The 13,740-nt window shown below is 70.5% G+C and carries 12 protein-coding genes and 1 tRNA gene; 7 read left to right on the plus strand and 6 right to left on the minus strand.

The features are described from left to right. A partial coding sequence (locus tag DEJ25_RS16820; protein ID WP_181427476.1) for a L,D-transpeptidase occupies positions 1-776 on the plus strand: 776 nt, incomplete at its 5' end. Here the strand turns inward: DEJ25_RS16820 and DEJ25_RS15960 are convergent. Both DEJ25_RS15960 and DEJ25_RS15965 read right to left on the minus strand, forming a co-directional pair. Next, positions 769-1,713, minus strand: a complete 945-nt coding sequence (locus DEJ25_RS15960; protein ID WP_111045300.1) for an alpha/beta fold hydrolase — start codon at positions 1,711-1,713, stop codon at positions 769-771. The genes DEJ25_RS16820 and DEJ25_RS15960 overlap by 8 nt on opposite strands. 72 nt (positions 1,714-1,785) lie before the next feature. After that, positions 1,786-2,274 (minus strand): peroxiredoxin, encoded by a 489-nt coding sequence (locus tag DEJ25_RS15965; protein WP_111045301.1) that lies wholly within the window; start codon positions 2,272-2,274, stop codon positions 1,786-1,788. A 242-nt stretch (positions 2,275-2,516) separates the two neighbouring features. Between DEJ25_RS15965 and aceE the strand changes: the two genes are divergently transcribed. The 6 genes from aceE (at position 2,517) to DEJ25_RS15995 (ending at position 10,245) form a co-directional block, all read left to right on the plus strand. Further along, a complete protein-coding gene (aceE, locus tag DEJ25_RS15970) occupies positions 2,517-5,261 on the plus strand; it encodes a pyruvate dehydrogenase (acetyl-transferring), homodimeric type (RefSeq protein ID WP_110903175.1) in 2,745 nt (914 codons plus the stop codon). 10 nt (positions 5,262-5,271) lie between these two features. Beyond that, the gene (locus tag DEJ25_RS15975) at positions 5,272-6,495 is read left to right on the plus strand and encodes a CdaR family transcriptional regulator (RefSeq protein WP_110903216.1); all 1,224 of its coding nucleotides are present in this window, start codon (positions 5,272-5,274) and stop codon (positions 6,493-6,495) included. A gap of 79 nt (positions 6,496-6,574) precedes the next feature. Then, on the plus strand, positions 6,575-7,519 hold the full coding sequence (locus DEJ25_RS15980) for an ACP S-malonyltransferase (protein ID WP_111045302.1): 945 nt from the start codon (positions 6,575-6,577) through the stop codon (positions 7,517-7,519). After that, complete coding sequence (locus DEJ25_RS15985; protein WP_111045303.1) at positions 7,516-8,580, plus strand: beta-ketoacyl-ACP synthase III; 1,065 nt, start codon at positions 7,516-7,518, stop codon at positions 8,578-8,580. The genes DEJ25_RS15980 and DEJ25_RS15985 overlap by 4 nt, the downstream gene beginning before the upstream one ends. A gap of 83 nt (positions 8,581-8,663) precedes the next feature. Further along, on the plus strand, positions 8,664-8,912 hold the full coding sequence (locus DEJ25_RS15990) for an acyl carrier protein (protein WP_058741348.1): 249 nt from the start codon (positions 8,664-8,666) through the stop codon (positions 8,910-8,912). 88 nt (positions 8,913-9,000) lie between these two features. Further along, positions 9,001-10,245: a beta-ketoacyl synthase gene (locus DEJ25_RS15995; RefSeq protein WP_111045304.1), complete on the plus strand. Its 1,245-nt coding sequence runs from the start codon at positions 9,001-9,003 to the stop codon at positions 10,243-10,245. Between the two features lie 263 nt (positions 10,246-10,508). On the opposite strand, the gene DEJ25_RS16000 is transcribed toward DEJ25_RS15995, so the two are convergent. The 4 genes from DEJ25_RS16000 to DEJ25_RS16015 all read right to left on the minus strand — a co-directional run bounded on the left by DEJ25_RS16000 (position 10,509) and on the right by DEJ25_RS16015 (position 13,639). Further along, on the minus strand, positions 10,509-11,042 hold the full coding sequence (locus DEJ25_RS16000) for a DUF3145 domain-containing protein (protein ID WP_110903171.1): 534 nt from the start codon (positions 11,040-11,042) through the stop codon (positions 10,509-10,511). Positions 11,043-11,206: 164 nt separating this feature from the next. After that, entirely contained in the window at positions 11,207-12,277 is a 1,071-nt protein-coding gene (locus tag DEJ25_RS16005; protein WP_220033246.1) for an AI-2E family transporter, read from the minus strand. 64 nt (positions 12,278-12,341) lie between these two features. Beyond that, positions 12,342-12,416: transfer RNA gene (locus tag DEJ25_RS16010), tRNA-Ile, on the minus strand. Then, positions 12,407-13,639, minus strand: coding sequence for a glycosyltransferase (locus DEJ25_RS16015; RefSeq protein ID WP_111045305.1), 1,233 nt, complete (start codon positions 13,637-13,639; stop codon positions 12,407-12,409). Before DEJ25_RS16015 ends, DEJ25_RS16010 begins: the two co-directional genes overlap by 10 nt. Positions 13,640-13,740: the final 101 nt, after the last annotated feature.

Below are 13,740 nucleotides of genomic sequence, written 5' to 3' on the forward strand. Positions count from 1 at the left end.
CGCCCACCCCGTCCCGCACGCCGCTGCCCGCCGTCCCCGACCGCCCGTCGGACGAGGCCCTCGCCGCACTCCCCCTGGCCTTCCACGACGCCGTGATCGGTCAGCTCCTCGACGGCTCGCAGGTCGACGCCCGGAACCAGTGGACCACCGCGACCCCGAAGGCACCGCTCGTCCCGCTCTACGCCGCGCACGACGCGGACGCCGCTCCGGTGGCGTCGCTGTCCTCGTCGGTGTCGACGATCAACACACCGACCGCGACCGCCGTCTGGGGTCGATCGGCCGGCGAGGACGGCGGCATGGTCCTCGTCTCGACGCCGTCCCGGAACCGGACGCCGGGCGACGGCGGGGTCGCCGAGGCCCCGAGTTCGACGTTCGCCTGGGCCCGCGCCGCCGACTTCACGCTCGCGGGCACCGACCGCGAGGTCCGGGTCGACAACGCGACCGGCACGATCGCGATCGTGCACCGCGACGGCACCGTCCAGACGAGCGAGACCGCACGCCTCGGCACTCCGGACGACCCGACGCCGGCGGACACGAAGACCTACATGGAGGCGAACTACGTCGACCCGCAGGTCCCGTACACGCAGGGGCACCCGATCGCGCTGACCGGGGCGCACTCGTCGAAGCTCGCCGGGTTCGGCGGCAACGCGGCCCTCACCGCGCTGCACTTCTACCCGGACCCGACCGGGTCGTCGCACGGCTGCGTCCGCATCACCGCCGCGATGACGGACGCACTCGCGGAGCTGCCGATCGGGACGCCGATCGAGTTCAGCTGAGCAGTTCGCGGACCACCGCGTCGGGACGTTCGACGTGCGCGAAGTGCCCGCAGTCCTCCAGGAGGACCGTGTGGACGTCCGGCAGGACACGACGGAGGCGCGCGAGGTCGTCCACCCGCGCGAACACGTCCTGCCGTCCCGCGAGCGCGACGACGGGGCATCGGACCTCCGACCACCGTCGGGTGTCGTAGCGGGCGGCCGCGCGGGCCGCGCCGAGGAACCCGGCCGGCCGGAACTCCTCGACGAACGCCTGCAGCACGCTCGGGTCCAGCCGACGGACGGCGGCGAACACCGGCCCCGCGAGCAGCGGGAGCAGTCCGATCCGGGCGAGTCCGCGCAGGAGGCCGTGCCCGGCTCCCCGGGTCACCGCCAGCCCGGCACGCAGCAGCGTGAAGGCCGGCAGGGTCCGCAGTGCCCGGACCGGACGGCGCGCCGCGGCCGCGGTGGCGAAGGTCGTGCCGGAGACGAGGCCGAGGGAGCGCACCCGTTCCGGCCTGGTCACCGCGAGGTGGAGGCCCACGAAGGCCCCCATGGAGTGGCCGACGGCGTCGACCTGGTCGAGGCCGAGGGCGTCGAGCACGTCGACGAGCACCTGCGACGACTCGTCGACGTCGAGCGCCACGGCCGGAGCGGGCGAGGATCCCCAGCCGGGCAGGTCGACGAGGACGAGTCCGCGGCCGGCGATGCCCGCCGCGGCCGTGAGGAGCGGGGTCCACGTGGTCCACGAGCCGGCGACGCCGTGCAGGAACAGCAGTGGGCGGGGTCCGGGGCGGTGGTGGACGACCGTCGGGCGGACACCGGTCCGGACCGTCGTCATCTCGAGACCCCAGCGAGGAGGTTCGTCGACGATGGGGTACGGCGCGTAGACGTCCGCGATCGAGACATCCGCGATCGAGGCGCCGGTCTGAGGGACCGCGCCGGTGTCGGTGACGGTCACCGTGCCTCCAGTCCGACGCCTGGTGACGTCACCCGGAGTTCGGAGCCGACGCCGGGGCGGAGGGGTTGAGCCTCAGCTGACGGAGACCGGCGCGGCGTGGGCGGCCAGTCGGTCGAGCGCTGCCCGGTACTCGGTCACGTCGCGAGCGACGCCCGGCTCGGTGATGATCGATGCCTTGATGCGACCGTCCACGTCGATGACGAAGGTCGCGCGGGTCGCGAAGCCCTTCTTCTCGAGGAACACGCCGTACTCCTTGGACACCGCCCCGTGCGGCCAGAAGTCCGCGAGCAGCTCGAAGTCGTAGCCGTTCACCTGCGCGAACGACCGCAGCGTCGCCTTGGAGTCGACCGAGATGCCGATCAGCTCGATGCGCTGGTCCTGGAACATCGCGATGTTGTCCTGCAGGGTGCAGAGCTCGTCCGTGCAGGTGGACGAGAACGCCAGAGGGAAGAAGACGAGTGCGACCGGGCGGTGGCCACGGTGGTCGCTGAGTCGGACGTGCTCACCGAACTGGTTCGGGAGCTCGAAGTCCGGCGCGAGTGAGCCGATCTCCAGAGCCATCGTTGAGGTGCTTCTCTCCCAGGGCGTTGGGTGTGCCCCACGGTTCCACACGTCCACCGGTCGCGGACGCACGGTCGGCCATGCTACGCCGACGCCCTCCGAACGCAAGTGCCGTCCGCCCTGCGTCGCGGTCAGCGGGACCGTCGGTGCGGGGGCCTAGAGTGGATGCGGCCCGTCCCCGGTCGTGACCCGACCACCGACGGCTCGACATTCCACCACCACGAGAACGAACGAGGTCAACGGTGACGGTGAACGACCAGGACCCGCGCAGCACCGCAGGAACGGACCAGGACCCGGAGGAGACCGCCGAATGGCGTGAGTCCCTCGACGGCCTCGTCCAGGCCCACGGACATCAGCGGGCTCGCGAGATCATGCAGAGCCTGTTGAAGCGCTCGAACGAGCTGCACCTCGGTGTGCCCATGGTCCCGACGACCGACTACGTCAACACGATCGCGCCGGAGGACGAGCCCGAGTTCCCCGGCGACGAAGAGCTCGAGCGTCGCTACCGCCGCTGGATCCGCTGGAACGCGGCCATCACGGTGCACCGTGCGCAGCGCCCCGGCATCTCGGTCGGTGGCCACATCTCGACGTACGCGTCGAGCGCCGCCATGTACGAGGTCGGCTACAACCACTTCTTCCGTGCGCAGGACCACCCGTCCGGCGGCGACCAGGTCTTCTTCCAGGGCCACGCCTCCCCCGGCATGTACGCCCGTGCCTACATGGAAGGGCGCCTCAGCGAGGACCAGCTCGACGGTTTCCGTCAGGAGAAGTCCCACGCCGGCGGCGGGCTGTCGTCCTACCCGCACCCTCGCCTCATGCCGCACTTCTGGCAGTTCCCGACCGTGTCGATGGGCATCGGCCCGATCAACGCGATCTACCAGGCACAGCAGGCCAAGTACCTGTCGAACCGCGGCATCAAGGACGCCATGGACCAGCAGGTCTGGGCGTTCCTCGGCGACGGCGAGATGGACGAGGTCGAGTCCCGCGGCCAGCTCCAGGTCGCGGCCAACGACGGTCTCGACAACCTGAACTTCGTCATCAACTGCAACCTCCAGCGCCTCGACGGCCCGGTGCGCGGCAACGGCAAGATCATCCAGGAACTCGAGGCGTTCTTCCGCGGTGCGGGCTGGAACGTCATCAAGGTCGTCTGGGGCCGCGAGTGGGACGACCTGCTCGCCCGTGACACCGACGGTGCACTGCTCAACCTCATGAACGCGACGCCGGACGGCGACTACCAGACGTACAAGGCCGAGAACGGTGCCTACGTCCGCGAGAACTTCTTCGGGCGCGACCCGAAGGCGCTCGAGCTGGTCAAGGACTACTCGGACGACCAGATCTGGAACCTCAAGCGCGGTGGCCACGACTACCGCAAGGTCTACGCGGCGTTCAAGGCCGCCAGTGAGCACAAGGGCCAGCCGACCGTCATCCTGGCGAAGACGGTCAAGGGCTACGGCCTCGGCCCGAGCTTCGAGGGCCGCAACGCGACCCACCAGATGAAGAAGCTCACGCTCGACAACCTCAAGCAGTTCCGCGACGAGATGCGCATCCCGATCACGGACGCGCAGCTCGAGGAGAACCCGTACACGCCGCCGTACTACCACCCGGGCAACGACGACGAGGCGATCCAGTACATGCACGAGCGTCGCCGTGAACTCGGTGGCTACGTGCCGGAACGTCGCACGAAGTACACGCAGGTCAACCTGCCCGACGAGTCGAAGTACCAGGTCGTGAAGAAGGGCTCCGGCAAGCAGGAGGTCGCCACGACGATGGCGTTCGCCCGTCTGCTGAAGGACCTGCTCCGCTCGCCCGACTTCGGCAACCGGGTCGTCCCGATCATCCCGGACGAAGCGCGCACGTTCGGCATGGACGCGTACTTCCCGACCGCGAAGATCTACAACCCGAACGGCCAGCACTACACGTCGGTCGACCGAGAGCTCCTCCTGGCGTACAAGGAGAGCCCGCAGGGACAGATCATCCACGTCGGCATCAACGAGGCCGGTGCCCTCGCAGCCTTCACCGCCGTCGGCACGTCGTACTCGACGCAGGGCGAGCCGCTCATCCCGGTCTACGTCTTCTACTCGATGTTCGGCTTCCAGCGCACCGGCGACGCCATCTGGGCCGCCGGCGACCAGATGACCCGTGGGTTCATGATCGGCGCCACCGCCGGTCGCACCACCCTGACGGGAGAGGGCCTGCAGCACGCGGACGGCCACTCGCCGCTCCTCGCCGCGTCGAACCCGGCGGTCGTGTCGTACGACCCCGCGTACGGGTACGAGATCGGGCACATCGTCCGGACCGGCCTCGAGCGCATGTACGGCACGAACGAGGACGGGACCCCCTCGCACGACGACCCCAACGTCATGTACTACCTGACGGTCTACAACGAGCCGCTCGTGCAGCCCGCCGAGCCGGAGGGCGTCGACGTCGACGGCATCGTCAAGGGCATGTACCTGCTCAAGTCGAGCGAGCACGACGGCCCGAAGGCCCAGCTGCTCGCGTCCGGCGTCGCGGTGCCGTGGATCCTCGAGGCGCAGCAGCTCCTCGCCGAGGACTGGGGCGTGTCGGCCGACGTGTGGAGCGTCACCAGCTGGGGCGAGCTCTACCGCGACGGTGTGGCCGCCGAGCAGCACGCGTTCCTCAACCCGAACGAGCAGGCGCGCACCCCGTACGTGACCGAGCGTCTGCTCGGCACCGAGGGCCCGGTCGTCGCGGTCAGCGACTTCATGCACGCCGTGCAGGAGCAGATCCGTCCGTTCGTCCCGACCGACTACGCCACGCTCGGCGCCGACGGCTTCGGCTTCTCGGACACCCGTGCGGCAGCCCGCCGCTTCTTCCACATCGACGGCCCGTCGGTCGTCGTTCGGACGCTGCAGCAGCTGGTCCGTCAGGGCAAGCTCGACGCCTCGGTCGTGCAGCAGGCGATCGACAAGTACCGTCTGCACGACGTGACCGCCGGGACGACGGGCAACGCGGGCGGCGAGAGCTGACCCGCTGGTGATGGCACCACGCACCGACACCGCCGGAGCCAGAGAGGACGACCGGGCACGGGCGCTCTCCTGGCTCCGGCAGGTGTCGGGCGAGCTCTCGACGGCCACGATCAAGCGGCTGGAGGACACGCTCCCCTGGTACAGCGAGATGCCGCCGGGACGCCGCTCGGCGGTCGGCATGGTGGCGCAGGCCGGCATCACGTCGTTCATCTCGTGGCTCGAGGGCAGTGCGTCGACGCCGTGGATCGCGGCAGCCGACGTGTTCGGTTCGGCACCGCGGGAGCTCCTCCGCTCGGTGAGCCTGCAGCAGACCCTGCAGCTCATCCGCGTCGTCGTGACCGTCGTCGAGGAACGCGCCGCCGACGACGAGATGCTCCAGGAGGCGATCCTCAAGTACTCGCGCGACATCGCCTTCGCCGCCGCTGACGTCTACGCCCGTGCCGCCGAGGCCCGTGGGCTCTGGGACGCCCGTCTCGAAGCCCTCGTGGTCGACTCGATCCTGTCGGGCGAGTACGACGACGAGCTGCCTTCGCGGATCGCCGCGCTCGGCTGGCACGGCCATGGTGAAGTCGCGGTGCTCGTCGGCACCGCACCGCGGCAGCTCGAGGTGGACCAGGTCCGCCGGACGGCCCGACACCAGGACGCGGACGTGCTGATCGGCGTCCAGGGCTCCCGGCTCGTCGTGGTCATCGGCCGGGCCACGCCGCGTGACGACGTGCCCGAGGGCGAAGAGCCGGTCTCGTTCATGTCGATCGCGCAAGAGCTGGAACCGCTGTTCGGCGAGGGTCACCTGGTGCTCGGCAACGAGGTACCCGGGGTGGTCGACGCCTCGACCAGCGCCAAGGCCGCACTCGCGGGCTTCGCCGTCGCACGCGCGTGGCGTGGCGCACCCCGTCCGGCCCTGGCCGACGACCTGCTCCCGGAGCGCGCACTGGCCGGCGACCCGCTCGCCCGGTCGGCGCTCGTGCAACGGATCTACATCCCGCTGAAGGACCAGTCGACCGAGCTCCTCCAGACGCTCTGGTGCTACCTGGACACCGGGCGCTCGCTCGAAGCCACCGCGCGTGAGCTCTTCGTGCACCCGAACACCGTGCGCTACCGGCTGCGCCGTGTCGCCGACGTCATCGGATGGGACGCCACCCACGCCCGCGACGCCCTCATCGTGCAGTCGGCGCTCATCCTCGGCGCGATGTCCGAGTCGGCGTCCACTCGCCGTCGTCCGACCCGCCGGTAGGGGTTCCTACAAGGCATCCGCGGAATCCGTGTGGGGAGTCCACACGGGTTCCGGGAACCCCGACCGGGAGGATTGTGCGGTGATCGTCGTCGTCGCGCCCGGACAGGGCTCCCAGACCCCCGGATTCCTCGCCCCCTGGCTCGAGGACTCCGCCGTCCGTGACCGAGTCGGGCAGTGGTCCGAGGCGATCGGCGTCGACCTGGCCGAACACGGCACGAACTCCGACGCCGACACGATCAAGGACACCGCGCTGGCGCAGCCGCTCATCGTGGCCGCCGGGCTCGTGGCCGCCGACGCACTCCTCGCCGACGGCCGTCGTGACCTGGTCGGCGGGGTCGCCGGCCACTCGGTGGGCGAGTTCACCGCCGCCGCCGTCGCCGGGGTGCTCACGCCGAGCGACGCCGTCTCGCTGGTCGCCGAGCGTGGTCGGGCGATGGCGGCCGCCGCCGCACTCGAGCCGACCTCGATGGCCGCCGTCCTCGGCGGCGACGCCGACGAGCTCACCGCCGCACTCGAGTCCCTCGGGCTCACCGCCGCGAACCACAACGGCGGTGGGCAGACCGTGGTCGCCGGGTCCGCGGACGCCATCGTCCGTCTGGCCGAGCAGCCACCCGCGAAGGCCCGGGTCATCCCGCTCGCGGTCGCGGGAGCGTTCCACACCCGCTTCATGGCCCCCGCGGTCGACCGGGTCGCCCCCGTCGCCGCCGCCGCCGCCGTGCAGGATCCGACCCTGCCGCTCTGGACCAACGCCGACGGCTCCCGGGTCGAGGACGGCCGTCACTTCGTCGACCTCATGGTCCGCCAGATCGCCAGCCCCGTGCACTGGGACGCCGTGATGACCTCGTTCCAGCAGGCCGGCGTCACCGGCATCATCGAGCTCGCTCCGGCCGGCGCGCTCGTCGGTCTGGCGAAGCGTGGACTCCGTGGCACGCCGACCGTCGCGATCAAGACGCCGGACGACCTGCCCGCCGCGGTCGAGCTGCTCCAGAGCGCCGCCACCGACACCACCGAGGGCACCCGATGACCGACACGAGCAGCACCACCGACGCCGGAAGCAGCGACGCGGCCACGGGCCTCCCGTCCGATGCCCGCCCGGTCCTCGCCCAGCGGCGCGGCCACGAGTTCACCCGCATCCTCGCCTTCGGCGCCGCGCGCGGCGAGAACGCGGTCCCGAACGAGGACCTGGTCGGCCCGATCGACTCCTCGGACGAGTGGATCCGCCAGCGCACCGGCATCGTGACCCGGATGCGTGCCGGACGCGACGTCGCAGCGGTGGACCTGGCCGAGACGGCCGCGCGCGAGGCGATCGCGAAGTCCGGCCTGACGCCCGACCAGATCGGTGTCGTGCTCGTCGCGACCGTGACGCACTCGGTCGCCACGCCGTCGCTGGCCTCGCTCCTCGCCGAGCGGATCGGTGCCACGCCGGCCGCCGCGTACGACATCAGCGCCGCGTGCGCCGGGTACGCGTACGGCATCGCCCAGGCCGACTCGTTCATCAAGTCCGGCATCGCCGACCACGTGCTCGTCATCGGCGCCGAGAAGCTCAGCGACGTCGTCGACCCGACCGACCGCTCGATCTCGTTCCTCCTCGGGGACGGGGCGGGGGCGGCGGTCGTCGGTCCGAGCGAGTTCGCCGGCATCGGCCCGAGCATCTGGGGTTCCGACGGCTCGAAGTGGGACGCGATCGGCATGACCGCGACCTACAACGAATGGGCGGCCGGCGCACCCCGGCCGACCATGCGTCAGGCCGGTCAGACGGTGTTCCGCTGGGCGGTCTGGGAGATGGTGAAGGTCGCTCGTCAGGCACTCGAGGCTGCCGGCGTCCGCGCCGACCAGCTCTCGGCGTTCGTACCGCACCAGGCGAACATCCGGATCATCGACGAGTTCGCGAAGCAGCTCGGCATCCCGGACTCGGTGGCCATCGCACGCGACATCACCACCACCGGCAACACCTCCGCCGCGAGCATCCCGCTCGCCACGCACCGCCTGCTCTCCGAGCACCCGAAACTGTCGGGCGGACTCGCCCTGCAGATCGGCTTCGGCGCCGGACTCGTGTTCGGCGCGCAGGTGGTCGTCCTCCCCTAGTCCCACGCGCCTCCGGGCGCGGGCAGTGCCCGTGCCCTAGGCTGTCCCACGGTCAAACGACACCCCCCTCAAGGAGAACACTCATGGCCCTGTCCAACGAAGAAGTCCTCGCCGGCCTGGCCGAGCTGATCAACGACGAGACCGGTATCGCTACCGACACCGTCGCCGCAGACAAGTCGTTCACCGACGACCTCGACATCGACTCCATCTCGATGATGACCATCGTCGTGAACGCCGAAGAGAAGTTCGACGTCAAGATCCCCGACGAAGAGGTCAAGAACCTCAAGACCGTCGGCGACGCCGTCGACTTCATCGTCAAGGCCCAGGCCTGAAACGAGCTTCCTGAGCGCCGCGGGCCGCTGACCCTCGAGTCGTGGCCCGCGGCGCTCGTCTTGTCCCTCGCAGAAAGAACCGTCGTTCATGACCAAGAGAACCGTCGTCGTCACCGGGATCGGTGCGATCAGTCCCCTCGCTGCGACCGCCAAGGAATCCTGGGCGGCGCTGCTCGCAGGTGAGTCCGGTGTCACCCGCATCGAGGACCCGCGCTACGCCGAGCTGGAGCTCCCCGTCGAGTTCGCCGGCCAGGCGCGCCGCTTCGTCACCGACCAGCTCACCCGCCCCGAGTCGAAGCGCCTGGACCCCTCGTCGCAGCTGTCGCTCATCGCCGCACGAGAGGCCTGGGCCGACGCCGGCATCGACGCCGAGACCGTCGTCCCGGAGCGTCTCATCGTCGACTGGGCCACCGGCATCGGCGGCGTCAACACGCTGCTCGACGCGTGGGACACCCTGCGTGAGCGCGGTCCCCGCCGGGTCCTGCCGATGACCGTCCCGATGCTCATGGCGAACGGTCCCGCCGCAGCCATCGAGATGGAGTTCGGCGCCCGTGGCGGCGCTCGCACCTACCTGTCCGCGTGCGCCTCGAGCACCGAGTCGCTCGCCGAGGCGTACCGGCACGTCGCGTTCGGCGACGCGGACATCGTCATCGCCGGTGGTGCCGAGGCCGCGCTGCACCCGCTGCCGCTGGCCGCCTTCGCCGCGATGCAGGCGTTGTCCCGTCGGAACGACTCCCCCGAGACCGCCTCGCGTCCCTACGACGTGACACGGGACGGCTTCGTGCTGGCCGACGGTGCCGCTGCCCTGATCCTCGAGACCAAGGAGCACGCCGAGGCCCGCGGTGCGCACATCTACGCCGAGGTCGCCGGGTCCGGCATCACCTCGGACGCGTTCCACATCACCGCACCGGACCCCGAGGGTTCCGCGGCCGCCCGTGCCGTCATCATGGCGCTCGAGCACGCCGACGCCAGCCGCGAGGACGTCGCGCACGTCAACGCCCACGCGACCTCCACCCCGGTCGGCGACGTGGCCGAGTACCACGCCATGCGTCGTGTCTTCGGCGACCACCTCGACGCCGTCGTCGTGTCCGCCACGAAGGCGTCGACCGGGCACCTGCTCGGTGGGGCCGGCGCGATCGAGGCGGTCTTCACCGTCCTCGCGCTCGAGAACCGGGTCGCACCGCCGACGATCAACCTCACGAAGCAGGACCCGGAGATCGTGATGGACGTCGCGACCGCGCCGCGCGACCTGCCGCAGGGCGACCTGCTCGCGGTGAGCAACTCGTTCGGCTTCGGCGGGCACAACGCCGTGGTGGCGTTCCGTTCGGTCTGATCCGCCGTCGGCCTGGAGGCCCGTCCCGCGTCGCGGGGCGGGCCTCCCGTCCGTCCGGGGCCGGCCGGGCTCTGCGGGCGCATGCCGTGCGGCGAGGGTGCACAACGCGCCGCTCATTGCCGCGGCGATGCCGCAATGCGGCCGCCTCGGAGCCCGAGGCTGCAGAATTCTGGCATCTCGACGCTCGGCGCCCGGTGCACCGCCCGCAACGCCGAACGCCGCCCGGAGGACGGCGTTCGGTGTGACGGGAGGAACGGATCGGTTCAGCCGACGCGGTGCAGCCAGACGACGGGGTTGCCCTCGGCAGCGTGGCGGAAGGGCTCGAGCTCGTCGTCCCACGCCTGCCCGAGCGCGAGCCGGAGCTCCCGGTGCAGCTCGAGGGCATTGCTGCCGGCGATCTCCATCGCGTAGCGGATGCGGTCCTCGGGGACCACCATGTTGCCGGTGACGTCGGTCTGCGCGTAGAAGACGCCGAGGTCCGGCGTGTGCATCCAGCGTCCACCGTCGGAGTCGGTCGTCGCGTCCTCGGTGACCTCGAAGCGCAGGTGCTCCCACCCGCGGAGCGCAGAGGCAATCGCCGCACCGGACCCGGTCGGCCCCGACCAGGTGAACTCGGTGCGGCGCGAACCGTCGAGTGCGGGCTGGTCGAGCCACGAGAAGTTCACGGCGCGGTTCATCGCGCGACCTGCTGCCCATTCGACGTGCGGGCAGAGCGCGCGTGGTGAGGAGTGCACGTAGAGCACTCCTGACGTTGTCCCAGTCACGATTCCTCCGATCGTCAGGTGCGACTTCCCCATCGACCTGTACAGCGGAGGACCCGTTCGGGACCATCGGTATGCGATTGTGACGTCCCGGAGGACACGCTCATCATGACAGGTGCCGACTGGGAACGGCAACCATCCGCACCATGTCGATGGAGAACCGCACGCTGCAACCCGCCGAACAGGCCGGATCGAGCGTGCTAGGAGAGCTCCTGGCGCGGGTAGATGACCTTCTGCACGATGATGATCACCGACGCCGCTGCCGGCACCGCGACGAGGGCGCCGAGCACCCCGCCGATCGTGGCACCGGCGACCGCGGCGATGACCACGAGCGCCCCCGGCACCTGGACGGCCCGCGACATGATGCGCGGCGAGATGATGTACGCCTCGACCTGCATGTAGACGAGGTAGTAGATCGCTGCGGCCAGCGCCGTCGCGGGTGACGCGAAGAAGCAGAGCAGCGAGATGAGGACGGCCGCACCGAGCGTCCCGACGAGCGGGATGAGCGAGCCGAGGAACGCGAAGGACGCCAGCAGCACCGGCAGCGGCGCCCCGATGACGAGCAGCCAGATGATGCTGAGCACACCGTTGATGCCGGCTTGGGTGATCTGCCCGACCACGTACCGGCCGACGGAGGAGGTCACCTGCTCGCTCACCTCGACGAAGTTGTCGCGGCGGGAGGACGGGACGAAGCGGTAGACCATCGTCTTCAGGCTGCGCATCGAGGCGAGGAAGTAGAGCATCAGGATGATGACGATGAGCGCACCGGTCAGTCCGGACAGGATGCCGGTGCCGACCGCCAGGATCCCGCCGCCGAGGCTGAGCAGGTTGCCCGGGTTCTCGACGAACTTCTGCGCGGAGTCGAGTGCGTGGTCGATGTCGAACGAGCCCTCGAACTGCCGCGCCAGGTCCTGCACCCACCCCTGCTCCGAGATGTCCCCGACGATCTCCGGGAAGTTCTGCACCAGGTTCGTGGCCTGGTTCACCAGGATCGGCACGATCGCGAAGACGACGCCGACGAAGGCCCCGAGCACGACGACGACCACGATGAGGATCGCCGCCCAACGCGGGATGTACCGCTCGAGCAGGGTGACGAGCGGGTCGAGGCCGAGTGCGATGAACAGCGCCACGCCGATGTACACGAGCACTGTGCTGAGCTCGTGGACGAGCGAGCCGGCCAGCAGCGCGACGAGCACCCCGATCGCGCCCATGAACCCGATGCGGAAGGCGTTCACACGCACGCCCGTGCCCGCCCGGCTCACCTCGAACATCACGTTCGGGGTGGGCGCGTGACTCGTGTCTTCGGGAGGGCGCTTCTTGGACGGCAGGTGCACGTAGGGCGGGCGGGACTTGAACCCGCGAATCGTTCGGTTATGAGCCGACTGCCTTGACCAGCTTGGCTACCGCCCCTCGGGGGCCGAGGCCACCGGCTCCCCACGATACAGCGCCTCGAACGTCGAGAGCGTGCGGTTGATGTCGTGTGCCTCGATCATGGTCAGGCTGCGCTGCCGCATGTCCTGGTACTCGGCGTCCGACGCGGTCAGCACCGAGGTGAGCTTCGCCGCGAGGTCGTGCTCGTCGCCCGGGGTGAACAGGTACCCGTTGCCGTCGATCAGGTGCGGCAGCGCCATGGCGTCCGCCGCCACGACGGGCAGCCCGGAGGCCATCGCCTCGAGCGACGAGATGCTCTGCAGTTCCGCGGTGGACGGCATCACGAAGACGGAGCCCTCGGTCAGCGTCCGGAGCTTCACCTCGTCGGACACGAACCCGAGGAACCGGACCCGGTCCTCGACCCCGAGCTCCTTCGCGAGGGCGGTCAGCTTCGGGATCATGTCGCCGTCGCCGACGATGGTGAAGCGGGCGTCGAGCGAGGCGGGCAGCAGCGGGAGTGCCCGGACCATGACGTCGAGGTTCTTCTCCGGCGCGACCCGGCCGACGAAGACGATGTCGTTGCCCGCGGGTCGTCCGGTCCCCGGCGTGTAGCGGGAGGCGTCGATCCCGCACGAGATCGCGAGGACCGGCTGCCCGGCGATGGCGTCACGCAGGTAGTCGGCGGCGAGCTCGGTCGGCGTGGTGATCGCTTCGGCCAGCCGGTAGGTCTTCGCCGCGTCCGCCCAGGCGATCTTCAGCGCGAGCGGCGTCGTGCGCTTGCCGAACGGCGTGTACTCGAGCAGGTTCTCCGGCATGAAGTGGTTCGTGCCGATGATCCGGATCCCCCGGTCGTGCGCCTCGCGGGCGACACCGCGGCCGACGACGATGTGGGACTGGATGTGCACGACGTCGGGCTGCAGCGCCGCGATGATCGGCGCGGTGTGCTTGCGGACCGTCCAGGGCCACGCGAAGCGGTACCACTCGTGGGCGGGCCACCGGTACGAGGCGAGGCGGTGCACCGTGAGCGTCACGCCCCGGTACTCCTCGTCGAACGACCCGGCGTGCCACCGGTTCCAGGACGGGGCGATGACGTGCACCTCGTGCCCACGTGCGGCGAGGCCGAGGGCGAGCTCCTCGGTGAAGGTCGCGGCACCGTTCACGTCGGGCGCGAAGGTGTCGGCGGCGATGAGCACCCGCAGCGGCCGTCGCCCTCCGGTGGCGGCCGTGGTGTCGGTCGTCTCGGTCGTGGCGTCTGCTGACACGGCGGGGGTCGTCCTCTCGTCGCGAACGCCGGCGCGCGTGGTCGTCGCACGCCGGTCTGGTCGGTTCGGAACGCTACCGCACCCCTCTGGCCGCCCGCCTC

Source organism: Curtobacterium sp. MCPF17_011 (genome assembly GCF_003234145.1).
Lineage (GTDB): Bacteria > Actinomycetota > Actinomycetes > Actinomycetales > Microbacteriaceae > Curtobacterium.

What these genes read in the sequence shown, in the direction of transcription:
- DEJ25_RS15965 (WP_111045301.1), bottom strand. Translation starts at nt 2,274, where the DNA reads ATGGCTCTGGAGATCGGCTCACTCGCGCCGGACTTCGAGCTCCCGAAC.
- DEJ25_RS15975 (WP_110903216.1), top strand. Translation starts at nt 5,272, where the DNA reads ATGGCACCACGCACCGACACCGCCGGAGCCAGAGAGGACGACCGGGCA.
- DEJ25_RS15985 (WP_111045303.1), top strand. Translation starts at nt 7,516, where the DNA reads ATGACCGACACGAGCAGCACCACCGACGCCGGAAGCAGCGACGCGGCC.
- DEJ25_RS15990 (WP_058741348.1), top strand. Translation starts at nt 8,664, where the DNA reads ATGGCCCTGTCCAACGAAGAAGTCCTCGCCGGCCTGGCCGAGCTGATC.
- DEJ25_RS15995 (WP_111045304.1), top strand. Translation starts at nt 9,001, where the DNA reads ATGACCAAGAGAACCGTCGTCGTCACCGGGATCGGTGCGATCAGTCCC.
- DEJ25_RS16000 (WP_110903171.1), bottom strand. Translation starts at nt 11,042, where the DNA reads ATGGGGAAGTCGCACCTGACGATCGGAGGAATCGTGACTGGGACAACG.
- DEJ25_RS16005 (WP_220033246.1), bottom strand. Translation starts at nt 12,277, where the DNA reads ATGTTCGAGGTGAGCCGGGCGGGCACGGGCGTGCGTGTGAACGCCTTC.